A 15,106-nucleotide genomic window follows, 5' to 3' on the forward strand; every position below is an offset into this window, starting at 1 on the left:
TCAGAACTGGCCCGCCGGCCGGGTGGCCGCGGGGCGCGATCATGTCGCCGGGGCGCCATGAGAAAATTCGGGTGCAGTCTAATCAAGCGTGAACGCCGCGCACATTAACCCTTGGTCGCGTCGTAGGCCAATTTTGACCACACTACATGTCATTCACCGGCCCTGGCGACGATCATCCGTGCTTGCGCTTTCACCTGCCTTTCAACGCCTGCTCGAACGCAGGCGTAGCACGGGAGACGAAGCCACCCTCGGCCCGGGTCACCAGCACCGCGGCAATACCGTGGGCCATGGCGAAATCCCAGCCCTGCTCAGCGCCGAGGATCAACAGCAGCGTCGAGTAGCCGTCGGCCTGCAGCGCCGAGGCATCGAGCACGGTGACCGCAGCCAGGTCGTGTTCGACCGGACGCCCCAGGCGGGCATCGAAGGTGTGCGAATAGCGCCGGCCATTGTCCTCGAAATAGTGGCGATAGTCACCCGAGGTCGACACGGCCAGGCCATCCACGGCGATCACCTGGCGGGCGACCTGGCGGTCTTCGCGGGGCAATTCCAGGGCGACCCGCCACGGGCTGCCGTCGGGTTTGTTGCCCACGGCCTTGAGCTCGCCGGTGGCCTCGACGAGAAAATGGCTGACGCCCATCGCCTGCAGGCGTTCGGCGATCAGGTCCACGGCGTGGCCTGCGGCGATGCTGTTGAAGTCCAGTTCCACCGGGGCGTCCTTGCACAAGGCACCGCCCTCGATACGCAGGTGCCGGTAGCCGACGCGCTGGCGTGCCTGGGCCAGCTGCAGCGGGTCGGGCACCTGCGCCTGCCGGGCTTGGGGGCCGAAGCCCCACAGGTCGAGCAACGGCTCGACGGTAAGGTCGAAGGCCCCCTCGCTCTGTTCGGCCAGGTGCTGACCGAAGCCGACCAACGCCAGCATGTCCGCCGGCAGCGCCAGGCAGCGGTTGGCTGGCAGCTGGTTGAACCGGCTGACGGTGGAGTCGCCACGGTAGGTCGAGTAGTGCTCGTCGATGTCACCGAGGATCGCATCGACGGCTTCCCGCACCTCCATTGACGACGGGCCGCCAGGGTCGCGGACATACTGGATGCTGTAGCTGCTACCCATGGTCGGGCCGCCCAGGCGTTCCAGAGTCGGGACTGGGTCGCAGGCACCAAGGGACATCAGGATGAACAGTAATAGAAGTACGCGCAAACTCGATCTCTCGATTGTCCAGCCGCCTGCACGCCCCTTGTAGGAGCGGCCTTGCGCCGCGAAAGGGCCGCACAGCGGCCCCTACTCTTGCCGGAGTCGCAGGGGCTGCCGCGCAGCCCTTTCGCGGCGCAAGGCCGCTCCTACAGGTACCGTGCAGATCGGCGCTTCGTGGCCAAAAAAAAAACGGGAACCCGAAGGTTCCCGTTTCTTCAACGCATTACAAGCGGATCAGCGTGGAAACGCTGGCGGGTTCACACCAGCCATGTCTTCCATCACACGAACGACCTGGCAGCTGTAACCGAATTCGTTGTCGTACCAGACGTACAGGACAACGCGGTTGTCGTTGCAGATGGTCGCCTCGGCGTCGACCACACCGGCGTGGCGGGAACCGACGAAGTCGGTCGATACCACTTCCTGGGAGCTGACGTAGTCGATCTGCTTGTGCAGGTCCGAGTGCATGGCGGTCTGGCGCAGGTACTCGTTGATTTCGTCGCGCGTCGTGGCCTTTTCCAGGTTCAGGTTCAGGATGGCCATCGAGACGTTCGGCGTCGGCACGCGAATGGCGTTGCCGGTCAGCTTGCCCTTGAGCACCGGCAGCGCCTTGGCCGCAGCGGTGGCGGCACCGGTCTCGGTGATGACCATGTTCAGCGGCGCGGCGCGGCCACGGCGGCTGCCCTTGTGGAAGTTGTCGATCAGGTTCTGGTCGTTGGTGAACGAGTGAACGGTCTCGACGTGGCCGTTGACGATGCCGTACTGGTCATTCACGGCCTTGAGCACCGGCACGATGGCGTTGGTGGTGCAGGAGGCGGCGGAAATGATCTTGTCGTCGGCAGTGATGTCACCGTGGTTGATGCCGTGCACGATGTTCTTCAGCGCGCCCTTGCCAGGTGCGGTGAGGATCACGCGGGAAGCGCCAGGGCAGGCCAGGTGCTGGCCCAGGCCATCGGCGTCACGCCATACACCGGTGTTGTCGACGATCAGAGCATCCTGGATGCCATACTGGGTGTAGTCGACTTCGCTCGGGTTCTTGGCGTAGATGACCTGGATCAGGTTGCCGTTGGCGGTGATGGTGTTGTTCTGCTCGTCGATGACGATGGTGCCATCGAACGGGCCGTGTACCGAGTCACGACGCAGCAGGCTGGCGCGCTTGGTCAGGTCGTTCTCGGCGCCCTTGCGCACGACGATGGCGCGCAGGCGCAGGCCGTCGCCACCACCGGTCTTCTCGATCAGGATACGCGCCAGCAGGCGGCCGATGCGGCCGAAGCCGTACAGGACGACGTCAGTGCCCTTGCGTGGGGAAACGTTCTGCTGGCCGACGACATCGGCCAGCTCTTCGCGCACGAACTGCTCGACGGTGCGACCGTTGCCTTGCAGCTTGAACTTGTTCGCCAGCTTGCCCAGGTCGACCGAGGCGGCACCCAGCTTCAGCTCGCTCATGGCCTTGAGCAGGGGGAATGTCTCGTGGACGGACAGTTCGGTTTCGTCGGCTTGACGGTGACGGGCAAAGCGGTGGGCTTTGAGAATCGAGATAACCGAACGATTGATCAGGCTGCGGCCATAGATCGAGCTCACCACGTTGTTGTTGCGGTAGAGCTGACCGATAAGCGGGATCATCGCTTCAGCCAGGGCTTCACGATCGATCCACTCACCAAGACACTGGTCGGGCTTCTGAGTCACGGGAACCTTCCACATGTAGGGGGAGAAAAAAGGGGCTACATTATGACGCCCCTCGACGTATCGGGCAATGAGCGCCTGTCGCCACCGCCAGAGCCCGTCGCCACGCCCTTCCGAGCCTGACAGCGCGCACCGGCACCGGTACAATTGTCGTCTTTGCCGCAACGCTTGGAGTCCAATCTCCCGTGTCAGTTCTGCGCCTACCGCAATTATCGGCCACGGCCGGCAAACAAACCTGGGGCAACCTGCCCGGGGCCGCCCTGAGCCTTGCCATCGCCGAAGCCGCCAGCAGCGCTGGCCGCTTCACCCTGCTGTTGACCGCCGACAGCCAGGCTGCCGACCGTCTGGAACAGGAGCTGCGCTTCTTCGCGCCCGACCTGCCGGTGCTGCCGTTTCCCGACTGGGAGACCCTGCCCTACGACCTGTTCTCGCCGCACCAGGACATCATCTCCCAGCGCATCGCCAGCCTCTACCGGCTGCCGGAACTGGACCACGGCATCCTCGTGGTGCCGATCACCACCGCCCTGCACCGCCTGGCCCCGACCCGCTTCCTGCTGGGCAGCAGCCTGGTGCTGGACGTCGGCCAGACGATCGACGTGGAACAGATGCGCACGCGCCTGGAAGCCAGCGGCTACCGCTGCGTCGACACGGTCTACGAGCATGGCGAGTTCGCCGTGCGCGGTGCATTGATCGACCTGTTCCCCATGGGCAGCAAGCTGCCCTACCGGATCGACCTGTTCGACGATGAGATCGAGACCCTGCGCACCTTCGACCCCGAGACCCAGCGCTCGATCGACAAGGTCGACTCGGTGCGCCTGCTGCCGGCCCGCGAATTCCCGATGCAGAAGGAAGAAGTGACCCGCTTCAAGGCGCGCTTTCGCGAACGCTTCGATGTCGATTTCCGCCGCAGCGCGATCTTCCAGGACCTGACCAGCGGCATCATCCCCGCCGGCATCGAGTACTACCTGCCGTTGTTCTTCGAGGAAACCTCGACCCTGTTCGACTACCTGCCGGCCGACACCCAGGTGTTCTCCCTGCCAGGCGTCGAACAGGCCGCCGAGCACTTCTGGAACGATGTGCGCGGGCGCTACGAAGAACGCCGCGGCGACCTGACCCGCCCACTGTTGCCCCCGGCCGAGCTGTTCCTGCCGGTCGAGGACTGCTTCGCCCAGCTCAAGCAGTGGCCACGCGTGGTGGTCAGCAGTGACGAGGTCGAGCCCGGTGCCGGTCGCCAGCGCTTCCCGGCCCGGCCGCTGCCGAACCTGGCCATCGAAGCCAAGGCCAACCAGCCCCTGGGCGAACTGTCGAAGTTCCTCGACGAGTTCTCCGGCCGCGTGCTGTTCACCGCCGAATCGGCGGGCCGTCGCGAAGTGCTGCTGGAGCTGCTCGAGCGCTTGAAGCTGCGCCCGCAAACAGTCGAAAGCTGGGCCGACTTCGTCACCGGCAAGGCGCGCCTGGCAATCACCATCGCCCCACTGGACGACGGCCTGCTGCTGGACGAGCCGGCCATCGCCCTGGTCGCCGAAAGCCCGCTGTTCGGCCAGCGCGTGATGCAGCGTCGGCGACGCGAGAAACGCGGCGACGCGGCCAACGATGCGGTCATCAAGAACCTCACCGAGCTGCGCGAAGGTGCGCCGGTGGTGCACATCGACCATGGCGTGGGCCGCTACCTGGGCCTGGCCACGCTGGAAATCGACGGCCAGGCCGCCGAGTTCCTCACCCTGGAGTACGCCGAAGGCGCCAAGCTCTACGTGCCAGTCGCCAACCTGCACCTGATCGCCCGCTACACCGGCAGCGACGATGCCTTGGCCCCGCTGCACCGCCTGGGTTCCGAAGCCTGGCAGAAGGCCAAGCGCAAGGCCGCCGAGCAGGTCCGCGACGTGGCTGCCGAACTGCTCGACATCTACGCCCGCCGTGCCGCGCGCAAGGGCCATGCATTCGCCGACCCAGCTGCCGACTACGCCACCTTCAGCGCCGGCTTCCCATTCGAGGAAACGCCGGACCAGCAATCGGCCATCGAGGCGGTGCGCGCCGATATGCTCGCCGGCAAGCCGATGGACCGCCTGGTGTGCGGCGACGTCGGCTTCGGCAAGACCGAGGTGGCCATGCGCGCTGCCTTCATCGCCGTGCACAGCGGCCGCCAGGTGGCCGTGCTGGTGCCCACCACCCTGCTCGCCCAGCAGCACTACAACAGCTTCCGCGACCGCTTCGCCGACTGGCCGGTGACGGTCGAGGTCATGAGCCGCTTCAAGTCGGCCAAGGAAGTCAGCGCTGCCGCGGCGGACCTGGCAGAAGGCAAGATCGATATCCTCATCGGCACCCACAAGCTGCTGCAGGACGACGTGCGCTTCAAGGACCTGGGCCTGGTCATCATCGATGAGGAACACCGCTTCGGCGTGCGCCAGAAGGAACAGCTCAAGGCCCTGCGCAGCGAAGTGGACATCCTCACCCTGACCGCAACGCCCATCCCGCGCACGCTCAACATGGCGGTGTCGGGGATGCGCGACCTGTCGATCATCGCCACTCCGCCGGCGCGACGCCTGTCGGTGCGCACCTTCGTCATGGAGCAGAACAAGAGCACGGTCAAGGAAGCACTGTTGCGCGAGCTGCTGCGCGGCGGCCAGGTGTACTACCTGCACAACGACGTCAAGAGCATCGAGAAATGCGCGGCCGAACTGGCCGAACTGGTGCCCGAGGCGCGTATCGGCATCGGCCACGGGCAGATGCGCGAACGCGAGCTGGAACAGGTGATGAGCGACTTCTACCACAAGCGCTTCAACGTGCTGGTGGCCTCGACCATCATCGAGACCGGCATCGACGTGCCCAGCGCCAACACCATCGTCATCGAGCGTGCCGACAAGTTCGGCCTGGCCCAGCTACACCAACTGCGCGGCCGTGTCGGGCGCAGCCACCACCAAGCCTATGCCTACCTGCTCACGCCACCGCGCCAGCAGATCAGCGCCGATGCCGAAAAGCGCCTGGAGGCCATCGCCAACACCCAGGACCTGGGCGCAGGCTTCGTCCTGGCCACCAACGACCTGGAGATCCGTGGTGCCGGCGAACTGCTCGGCGAAGGCCAGAGCGGGCAGATCCAGGCCGTAGGCTTCACCCTCTACATGGAGATGCTCGAGCGCGCGGTCAAGGCTATCCGCAAGGGCACCCAGCCGAACCTCGAGCAACCGCTGGGCGGCGGCCCGGAGATCAACCTGCGCTTGCCGGCCCTGATCCCGGAAGACTACCTGCCGGACGTGCATGCCCGCCTGATCCTCTACAAGCGCATCGCCTCGGCCGCCGACGAAGAGGGCCTCAAGGACCTGCAAGTGGAGATGATCGACCGCTTCGGCCTGCTGCCCGAGCCGACCAAGAACCTGGTCCGCCTGACCTTGCTCAAGTTGCAGGCGGAAAAGCTCGGCATCAAGAAAGTCGACGCCGGCCCCAACGGCGGCAAGATCGAGTTCGAAGCCGAGACACCCGTCGACCCGCTGACCCTGATCAAGCTCATCCAGGGCCAGCCCAAGCGCTACAAGTTCGAAGGCGCCACGCAGTTCCGCTTCCTCGTGCCGATGGAGCGCCCGGACGAACGTTTCACCACCCTGGAGGCGCTGTTCGAGCGCCTGACCCCACAGCCTGCCTAAGGAAGATCCATGCGTGCCATCCGTTGCCTGACCTTGATGCTGACGCTGTTCGCGCCGGCCGCCTTCGCCGAAGGCCCCTATCAGGTAGAAATGATCCTGCTGCGCCAGAACGCCGTGCCCGCGGTGACCAGCCCGTTCGCCCCGGAAGACTGGAGCGCTGGCGCGCCACGCCTGGACAAGGCAGCCGAACGGCCACTGGCGCTGGACGACGAAGCCACCCGCCTGCAGGCGACCGTCGACTACACCGTGCTGCTGCACAAGGCCTGGCAACAGCAGGTCGGCAGCACGCCAAGCCGCATTGCCCTGAGCGCCGGCGAAGAGCAGTTCGGGCATTTTCCCATCGAAGGCAACCTGAGCATCGCCGACGGCCGCTTCATCGCCGTGGACGCCAACTTCTGGGTCAACCAGCTCGACGGCAACGGTAGCGTGCTGCGCAGCGAGCAGTTCAGGCAGAGCAACAACAACATGAAGGCCAACCAGCTGACCTTCCTCGACGGCGGGCACCTGGCCGTGCTACTGAAGGTCACCCCCGCCGGCATGCGCAAGCTGCCGGTGCTCGACCCGGAGATGATGGAGCAATGAGGTGAGCGCGCGGGATGTGCAGCAACTGCTCCTGGCCCATGGAGGCTGGACGTCCGCCTTCGATGCCGGAGCGCTTGGCCGTGGCCTGGACTACGCCATCCAGGGCAAGGTCAAGATACTTTCGGCCCATGACCAGGCGGTCGAGGCAGTCTGCTCGGGTTCCGCAGGCCAGCGCTACAGCCAGACGATCCACCTGATGCACAGCGGCGCACAGCTGCGTGTACTCGGGCGCTGTACTTGCCCCGTAGGGACCAACTGCAAGCACTGCGCCGCCGCGCTGTTCCACCTGCAAGACTGCATCGACGACCCCACGACACCCGGTTGCGGCCCGTCGCTTTCTCCCGAACTGAGCTTGTGGGTCAAGGCTCTAGAAGCCCCCACGGCCACGCCGGCAGAGCAAAAGCCCGCGCGCAAGGGGCCGGCCATCTACTACCAGGTCAGGCTCGACCGTATGCAGTGCCGCCTGGAAGCAGTCAAGGGCACCCAGCAGAACGACGGCCGACTGAAACTGGGCAAGATCACCTCATTGCCGGAGATGATCTACTACACCCCACGCTATGTGACCGAAGAAGATGCTCGCCTGCTGCGCCTGATCAGCTCGCAGAACAAAGCCGTCGTTTCGCCCTCGACGCCACTGGAGGGCAAGAAAGGGGCGGAATTGCTCGAATATGCCCTGGCCACAGGTCGCCTGCTGTTCGAGGACCACGCCGAGCCGTTCACCCAAGGCCCCGAGCAATCGGCAGAGTTCCGTTGGGTGCGCCAGGACAACGGCAGCTACCGTGGCGCCTGGTACCATGATGGCCACGCCCTGTTCCCGGTGCTGCCGCTGGACCCGCTGTACTACGTGGATACCCAAGCCTGCCAAACAGGCCGGCTGCGGCACGAACTGGACCCCTTCATCGCCAGCCAGCTGGCCCGCGCGCCGACGGTACCAGAGGAGCTGGTCGTGCCGCTGAGCCATCGGCTCAACGCCCTGAACCGACAGGTTCCCACGCCCACCACCGTGCGCAGCGAAGAACACGACCATATCCAGCCACGCCCGCACCTGACCCTCGGCAGCCTGGAATTCAGCGCCTATATGCCCAAGACCGGGCGCATGCAGCGCCAGACGCAGCACCGCGCCGCCCTGGCCTTCAACTACGACGGCCTGCTGGCCAGCGGCAACGACGAAAAGCCCCTGAACCGCCTCGTGGGCGAGACCAGCCAACGCATCCACCGCCAGCCCCAGGCCGAGCAGGTCATACGCAAGACCTTGCGCGGGCTTGGCTTCAAGCCTGCCACCCGGCAGAGCAAGGCCCTGCCCGACAGCGCCGGCGAAATGTTCCAGCTCGCCGACGACGAAGCCTGGCTGCTGTTCGCCCGTGAAGGCCTGCCACGTCTGCGCAAGGCCGGCTGGGAAATCGACATCCCCCGGGATTTCGCCTTCGACCTGCAGGACATCGACGAGTGGTATGCCACCCTCGACGAAACACCCGGCCATGAATGGTTCGACCTGGAGCTGGGGATCGTGGTCGATGGCCAGCGCCACAGCCTGCTGCCGATCATGCTGCAGCTGCTGCGCAGCAGCCCCGAACTGCTGCGCCCCAGCGAGCTGGCCCGGCGCAGCGACGACGAACACCTGCTGATCGATCTCAACCGCGGCCGCCAGGACACCCCTGCCCTGCGCGTCGCCCTGCCCTATGGTCGCGTCAAGGCGGTGATGGGTACCTTGGGCGAGCTGTACCTGCACGAACATGCCGGCGGCCCCTCCCTGCGCCTGGACCGCGCCGACGCCGCGCGACTGAACGACATCGACCACCTGCCATTGCGCTGGGAAGGCGGCGAACACCTGCGCGACCTGGGCCGACGCCTGCGCGATGCCCGCGACCTGCAGGTCGAACCACCCAAAGGGCTGAACGCTGCGCTGCGCCCCTATCAGCAACAAGGCCTGAACTGGCTGCAGGCACTGCGCGAAATGGGCACCGGCGGCATCCTCGGCGACGACATGGGCCTGGGCAAGACCCTGCAGACCCTGGCCCACCTGCTGCTGGAAAAGGAAAACGGCCGCCTGCCGCAACCCGCCCTGGCAGTGATGCCCACCAGCCTCGTGCCCAACTGGCTCGACGAAGCCCAGCGCTTCGCCCCCGGCCTGCGCGTGCTGACGCTGCATGGCCCGGGGCGCAGCAAGCATTTCAACACGCTGCTCGACTACGACCTGGTGCTGACCACCTATGCCTTGGCGCCGCGAGACCTCGAGCACCTGCGCACAGTGTCCTGGAGCGTGTTGATCCTGGACGAAGCACAGAACATCAAGAGCAGCACCAGCAAGGCCGCCCAGGCGGTGTGCGAACTGCAGGCCGGCCAGCGCCTGTGCCTGACCGGCACGCCGATGGAAAACAACCTGGGCGAGCTGTGGTCGCTGTTCCACTTCCTGATGCCCGGCTGGCTGGGCGACCTCAAGCGCTTCAACCAGGACTACCGCACGCCCATCGAACGCCACGGCGACAGCGAACGCATGGCTCACCTGACCAGCCGCATCCGCCCCTTCCTGCTGCGCCGCACCAAGGAGCAGGTGGCCACCGAACTGCCCGCCAAGACCGAGATGATCCATTGGGTCGAGCTCAGCGATGCCCAGCGCGACACCTACGAAACGGTACGGGTGGCGATGGACAAGAAAGTCCGCGACGAAATCGCCCGCAACGGCGCGGCACGCAGCCAGATCGTCATCCTCGACGCCCTGCTCAAGCTGCGCCAGGTATGCTGTGACCTACGCCTGGTCAAGGGCGTGGAAGCCAAGGGCAACCAGGCCGACAAAGGCAAGCTGGGCAGCCTGATGGAGATGCTCGAGGAGCTGCTCAGCGAAGGGCGAAAGGTGCTGCTGTTTTCCCAGTTCACCTCGATGCTGGCTTTGATCGAGGCCGAACTGGACAAGCGCAGGATTCGCTACAGCCTATTGACCGGCGATACCCGCGACCGTCGCACGCCCGTGCAACAGTTTCAAAACGGCCACAGCGAAGTGTTCCTGATCAGCCTCAAGGCCGGCGGTACCGGCCTGAACCTGACGGCCGCCGACACGGTGATCCACTATGACCCTTGGTGGAACCCGGCCAGCGAGAACCAGGCTACCGACCGAGCCTATCGCATCGGGCAGGACAAGCCGGTGTTCGTGTTCAAGTTGATCACCCGGGGAACGGTGGAAGAAAAGATCCAGCAACTGCAACAGGAGAAGGCCGCGCTGGCGGCCAGCTTGCTCGATGGCGGGCAGGGCGGGCAGTGGCGCCTGGGCGATGACGAGATCGAGGCGCTGTTCGCGCCGTTGCCGGGCAAACGTAGTCGGCCCTGATACGCTCGCCGGCAAGCCGGCCCATAGGGTGGGGCCGGCGATAGGGCCCACTCAATCGATCAACTGCGCTTGCTTCAAGGCTCCCAATGCCTCCAGCCAGCGCGGCTGCTGGCGGTAGTCGGTACGCGCGAACCCTCGCCCGCGCATTCCCGCGATACGCGGCGACGGCCTGACCTTCAGGCGCTGCGCCGCGCTCAAGGCCAGCTCCGCCGCAGCCCGGTCGTTGCACACCAGCCCCATGTCGCAGCCGGCGCTCAGCGCGGCCTCGATACGGCTGGCCGCATCCCCTACCACATGGGCGCCAGCCATCGACAGGTCATCACTGAAGATCACCCCCTTGAAGCCCACTTCGCCGCGCAGGATGTCCTGCAGCCAGCGACGCGAGAAGCCAGCCGGCTGGTTGTCCACCTGAGGGTAGATCACATGGGCCGGCATCACGGCCGCCAACTGGCCACTCAGGCGCGTGAATGGCACCAGGTCGGCCTGGCGCAATTGCTCCAGGCTGCGTTCATCCGTAGGGATGGCCACATGGGAGTCCGCCTCCGCCCAGCCATGGCCGGGGAAGTGCTTGCCGCAAGCGGCCATGCCGGCTGCGTTCATGCCGCGGATGAAGGCTCCGGCCAACCGCGTGGCCCGCGCCGGGTCGCCTTCGAAGGCACGGCTGCCGACCACCGCACTGCGCTGGTGATCGAGGTCCAGTACCGGCGCGAAGCTCAGGTCCAGGCCGACCGCCAGCACCTCGGTCGCCATCAACCAACCGCACTGCTCGGCCAACTGCTCGGCATTGGCGTTGTCGGCGATCGCACGCATGGCCGGCAGGCGCACGAAGCCCTGGCGCAGGCGCTGGACCCGGCCGCCCTCTTGGTCGACCGCTAGGATCAGGTCGGGTCGGACGGCGCGGATGGAGGCGCACAGCTCGCGCACCTGGCGAGGGCTGTCGATGTTGCGGGCAAAGATGATCAGGCCGGCCACCTCGGGCTGGCGCAATAGATGGCGGTCTTCGGCGGTCAGCCATTTACCGGCGATGTCCACCATCAGGGAGCCTTGCAGGCTGGCGGTCATAATTGAATCCTTCAGTGAAGAGGCAGGGAACCCCATTGCGGGCAGGCGGCTTCGTCGATCCGCACCCGGCAATGCACCTGTATGCGGTCGAACAGCGGCACCAGGTCGCTGTTCCTCATGCGTATGCAACCATGGGACAGCGGCACGCCCATAGGTTCAGTGTCCGGTGTGCCATGCAGGTAGATGTAGCGGCGAAAGGTGTCGACCTGGCCGAGACGGTTGAACCCTGGCTCGCAGCCGCTGAGCCAGAGGATGCGGCTCAGGATCCAGTCTCGCCCGGGAAAACGTGCGTGCAGCGCCTCGGACCAGACCTCGCCGGTCCAGCGTCGGCTGCTCAGCACGGCGCCCTGCGGCAAGCCGGCGCCGATCTTCGCGCGGACCTGATGCAGGCCACGGGGCGTGCAGCCCGAGCCATTGCGCTCGCCAGCCCCGTTGCGCGCCGTGGACACGGCCAGGCGCACGCGCAGCTCGCCCTGGGCGAACCCATAGAGGCGCTGGTCGGCGAGGGAAATGTGCAGGAAATCGAGGTCGGGCATGGGCGCTAGCTTAGCTCAAGCGCCCTTCCACGCCCAGCGCTCAGGCCTTGGCCGAGGCCGGCGCGGAACCGGTCTTGCTGCGCGGGCGCAATTGCGCGGCGGCCATCGCTTCGTCAGTGACACCGCTGTCGGCACGCATGCCCGCGGCCAGGAACGGCACCATCAGGCGCATCACCTGTTCGATCGAAGTGTCGACGCCGAAGTCGGTCTCGGCAATGGCGCGCAAGGCCTTGATGCCCGACATGCTGAACGCCGCCGCGCCGAGCATGAAGTGCACGCGCCAGAACAGCTCCAGCGGCGGAATACGGGGGGCGGCCTCGTTGACCAGCAGCATGTAGCGGCGGAACACTTTGCCGTACATGTCTTCCAGGTAGCGGCGCAGGTGCCCCTGGCTCTGGCTGAAGGCCAGACCCAGCAGGCGCATGAAGATCGACAGGTCGTTGTTGCTGCGTGGTTGCACGGCCAGGGCCTGCTCCACCAGCATTTCCAGGAGCTCTTCCAGGCTCGGCCGCGGCTCGGGGCGAGCCTGGCGTCGGTCCAGCTCGCGCTCGAGGCTTGCGCAGAATGGGCCGAGGAAACGTGAGAAGACCGCCTGGATCAAGGCTTTCTTGGAGCCGAAATGGTAGTTCACCGCCGCCAGGTTGACCCCGGCCTTGCTGGTGATCAGCCGCAACGAGGTTTCCGCGAACCCCCTTTCCGCGAACAGCTGCTCGGCAGCATCGAGAATGCGTTCAACGGTTTCGGATTGGGCCATGACTACTCCGCCTGACAAACAGTTGTTTGAAACATACGTTTCAAGCAGGCCTCTTGTCAAGGCTCGGTGACTGGTGGGTCGCCATTTAACCACAGCTCCGCATGTCACGCTGCAGCCCGCGTATCCCGTAGCCTGGGCGATGAAAGTCAGCCTCGTGTGAAGCTTTTCTCGTCGGCAAGTGCTTGCAGCTGGCCATCCACTGTATATAATCCCAGTCACTGTATAAAAAGACAGAGCGCCCGCCATGTTGAAACTGACGCCACGCCAAGCCGAAATCCTGGCCTTCATCAAACGCTGCCTGGAAGACAACGGCTTCCCGCCGACCCGTGCGGAAATCGCTCAGGAATTGGGGTTCAAGTCCCCCAACGCCGCCGAGGAACACCTCAAGGCACTGGCCCGCAAGGGTGCGATCGAAATGACTCCGGGCGCCTCCCGTGGCATCCGCATTCCCGGCCTGGAAACCAAGGCGGAAGAAAGCGGCCTGCCAATCATCGGCCGCGTCGCCGCCGGTGCCCCGATCCTCGCCGAGCAGCACATCGAGGAATCCTGCAACATCAACCCGGCCTTCTTCCACCCCCGCGCCGACTACCTGTTGCGCGTGCACGGCATGAGCATGAAGGACATCGGCATCTTCGACGGCGACTTGCTGGCGGTGCATACCTGCCGCGAAGCCCGCAACGGCCAGGTTGTCGTCGCCCGTATCGGCGATGAAGTGACCGTCAAGCGTTTCAAGCGTGAAGGCAGCAAGGTCTGGCTGATCGCCGAAAACCCCGAATTCGCCCCCATCGAAGTCGACCTGAAAGAACAGGAACTGGTGATCGAGGGCTTGAGTGTCGGCGTCATTCGCCGCTGATCCAGGAGGCGTCATGCAGCAGTTCATCCATGCACCCCAGCAAGCACAGCTACCCCTGTTCGAGGCCTTCCTGGCCCAGCCGGTGCTGCCTGGCCTGAAAGCCCGCAACGGCGCCGCAGAGCAACCACGCAAGCCCCAGCAGCCCGAGCTGTTCAGCGAACTGTCCCTGCGTGGCGCACCTGGCCACTGCCAAAGCCTGCTGGCGCCGGTTCTGCGAGAACTGAGCGAAGAGGACGAAACCCGCTGGCTGACCCTCATTGCACCGCCCGCCAGCCTGACCCAGGCCTGGCTACGCGATGCCGGCCTCAACCGTGAACGCATCCTGTTGCTGCAACCGGGCGCTAACCAGAGCGCCCTGCAACTGGCCTGCGAAGCCTTGCGTCTGGGCCACAGCCATACCGTGGTCAGCTGGCTTGGCAACCTCAATGCCACGGCGCGCCAGCAACTGATCCGTGCAGCCACGACCGGAAACGCACAAAGCCTGAACATCCGCCTCGGCTGATGTTCAGGCTTTGCCTGTCTTTCAATTTCTGAATTACAAAGCGCGAGGCTCAATGCAGAACGCGTGGCCCTTCCTCGTGCTCGAGATCGCCTTCAACCAGGCGACCTGCCATTTGCACGCCGACACTCAGCATGGCCTTGGCCACTTCCACATGCTGGCCTTGCAGGAACGCCTTGGCGTCCTCGGAGAAATCCAGGGTCACCAAAGAACCCTCGTCCTCGGCACGGCGCAGCTCGATCCGGCCATCAGGCAACTCGACAATTTCTAGAAAGGACGTTGACATATAGGGCCTGCTTTTCACGAAAGGCCGGTATTGTACCAGCCACCGCCGCTGTCAGCACTCACTCAACGCGTCGCGGAAACGTCGTACCAAACCCTTGAGATTGTTGCGCCAACTTTCCAGCTCCTCCCGGGACAGCAGCGCCTGCTCGGGCTCATCCAGGTTCACGGCTTGGATCAGAGGCTGGGTGACATCGGTTTTCGGTGCTTTTTTGGCGACCGGCGGTCGGAACAAATCGGCATAAGCACGAAGCAATTGCGCGAGCCAGGTTTCCGGCTGACGCGCCAGTTCCAGCATTTCGGCCACCTCCGGGATGGCGATGCCATTGAGCGCCTCCTCATTGAGCAACAGCTCCACCTGCGCTGCCGCCGCTTGCGGCAGACGGTAGAAGCCGGCGATCTCATGGCATAGACCGAGTAGCGCGCCATACAAGTGGAACAGCGCCGATTCACGCTCCGCCTGGATCAGGCCCTGGGCATTCATTGCCTGGCTGTCGGCAGCCTTGGCCATGGACTCCAAGGCAAGCCCTGCGAAGAACAGTTTCTGGTTGGTGTGGGTGTAGAGTTCCTGGGCCATTTCGAATGGCCTCCCTAGGCTGCAAGGCGATGCCTCAGTTTCAGGGATTGCCCCGCCCTGCCGCAAGCCGAATGTCATAAAAGACAAGGGCCGCTTCATGCCCCATCGCGGGCTTGCCCGCGATGGGGCATGAAGCGG

At 65.1% G+C, this 15,106-nt stretch carries 12 protein-coding genes; 5 read left to right on the forward strand and 7 right to left on the reverse strand.

The genetic code is table 11. The features are described 5' to 3' along the window. Nucleotides 1–190: 190 nt before the first annotated feature. Together ACNFCI_RS07885 and ACNFCI_RS07890 are read right to left on the reverse strand one after the other, a co-directional pair. Entirely contained in the window at nt 191–1,162 is a 972-nt protein-coding gene (locus tag ACNFCI_RS07885; RefSeq protein WP_368829508.1) for an FAD:protein FMN transferase, read from the reverse strand. Between the two features lie 258 nt (nt 1,163–1,420). Beyond that, nucleotides 1,421–2,884 (reverse strand): glyceraldehyde-3-phosphate dehydrogenase, encoded by a 1,464-nt coding sequence (locus ACNFCI_RS07890; RefSeq protein WP_084858179.1) that lies wholly within the window; start codon nt 2,882–2,884, stop codon nt 1,421–1,423. A 167-nt stretch (nt 2,885–3,051) separates the two neighbouring features. Here ACNFCI_RS07890 and mfd point away from each other — a divergent pair, with 167 nt between their 5' ends. From mfd to ACNFCI_RS07905, 3 genes are read left to right on the forward strand one after another with little or no spacing between them, the layout of a single operon-like run. Further along, nucleotides 3,052–6,501 (forward strand): transcription-repair coupling factor, encoded by a 3,450-nt coding sequence (gene mfd / locus ACNFCI_RS07895; RefSeq protein ID WP_368829509.1) that lies wholly within the window; start codon nt 3,052–3,054, stop codon nt 6,499–6,501. Nucleotides 6,502–6,510: 9 nt separating this feature from the next. Further along, complete coding sequence (locus ACNFCI_RS07900; RefSeq protein WP_416767776.1) at nt 6,511–7,083, forward strand: CsiV family protein; 573 nt, start codon at nt 6,511–6,513, stop codon at nt 7,081–7,083. A gap of 1 nt (nt 7,084) precedes the next feature. Beyond that, complete coding sequence (locus ACNFCI_RS07905; RefSeq protein ID WP_368829510.1) at nt 7,085–10,405, forward strand: SNF2-related protein; 3,321 nt, start codon at nt 7,085–7,087, stop codon at nt 10,403–10,405. A gap of 51 nt (nt 10,406–10,456) precedes the next feature. On the opposite strand, the gene nagZ is transcribed toward ACNFCI_RS07905, so the two are convergent. Genes nagZ through ACNFCI_RS07920 form a run of 3 tightly spaced genes read right to left on the reverse strand, consistent with a single transcriptional unit; the run spans nt 10,457 to nt 12,757 of the window. Next, complete coding sequence (gene nagZ, locus ACNFCI_RS07910) at nt 10,457–11,455, reverse strand: beta-N-acetylhexosaminidase (RefSeq protein WP_172403039.1); 999 nt, start codon at nt 11,453–11,455, stop codon at nt 10,457–10,459. A gap of 23 nt (nt 11,456–11,478) precedes the next feature. Continuing rightward, nucleotides 11,479–12,003: a L,D-transpeptidase gene (locus ACNFCI_RS07915; protein WP_084858184.1), complete on the reverse strand. Its 525-nt coding sequence runs from the start codon at nt 12,001–12,003 to the stop codon at nt 11,479–11,481. Between the two features lie 40 nt (nt 12,004–12,043). Then, nucleotides 12,044–12,757, reverse strand: coding sequence for a TetR/AcrR family transcriptional regulator (locus ACNFCI_RS07920; protein ID WP_084858185.1), 714 nt, complete (start codon nt 12,755–12,757; stop codon nt 12,044–12,046). A 244-nt stretch (nt 12,758–13,001) separates the two neighbouring features. Here ACNFCI_RS07920 and lexA point away from each other — a divergent pair, with 244 nt between their 5' ends. Both lexA and sulA read left to right on the forward strand, forming a co-directional pair. Then, nucleotides 13,002–13,610, forward strand: a complete 609-nt coding sequence (gene lexA / locus ACNFCI_RS07925; RefSeq protein ID WP_084858186.1) for a transcriptional repressor LexA — start codon at nt 13,002–13,004, stop codon at nt 13,608–13,610. A gap of 13 nt (nt 13,611–13,623) precedes the next feature. Beyond that, on the forward strand, nt 13,624–14,112 hold the full coding sequence (gene sulA, locus ACNFCI_RS07930; RefSeq protein WP_084858187.1) for an SOS-induced cell division inhibitor SulA: 489 nt from the start codon (nt 13,624–13,626) through the stop codon (nt 14,110–14,112). Nucleotides 14,113–14,161: 49 nt separating this feature from the next. On the opposite strand, the gene ACNFCI_RS07935 is transcribed toward sulA, so the two are convergent. Together ACNFCI_RS07935 and ACNFCI_RS07940 are read right to left on the reverse strand one after the other, a co-directional pair. Beyond that, a complete protein-coding gene (locus tag ACNFCI_RS07935) occupies nt 14,162–14,395 on the reverse strand; it encodes a hypothetical protein (RefSeq protein ID WP_084858188.1) in 234 nt (77 codons plus the stop codon). Between the two features lie 51 nt (nt 14,396–14,446). Next, complete coding sequence (locus ACNFCI_RS07940) at nt 14,447–14,968, reverse strand: DUF6586 family protein (protein ID WP_416767778.1); 522 nt, start codon at nt 14,966–14,968, stop codon at nt 14,447–14,449. Between the last annotated feature and the right edge of the window lie 138 nt (nt 14,969–15,106).

The sequence above is a fragment of the Pseudomonas sp. NY15356 genome (genome assembly GCF_048068175.1).
GTDB lineage: Bacteria > Pseudomonadota > Gammaproteobacteria > Pseudomonadales > Pseudomonadaceae > Aquipseudomonas > Aquipseudomonas putida_K.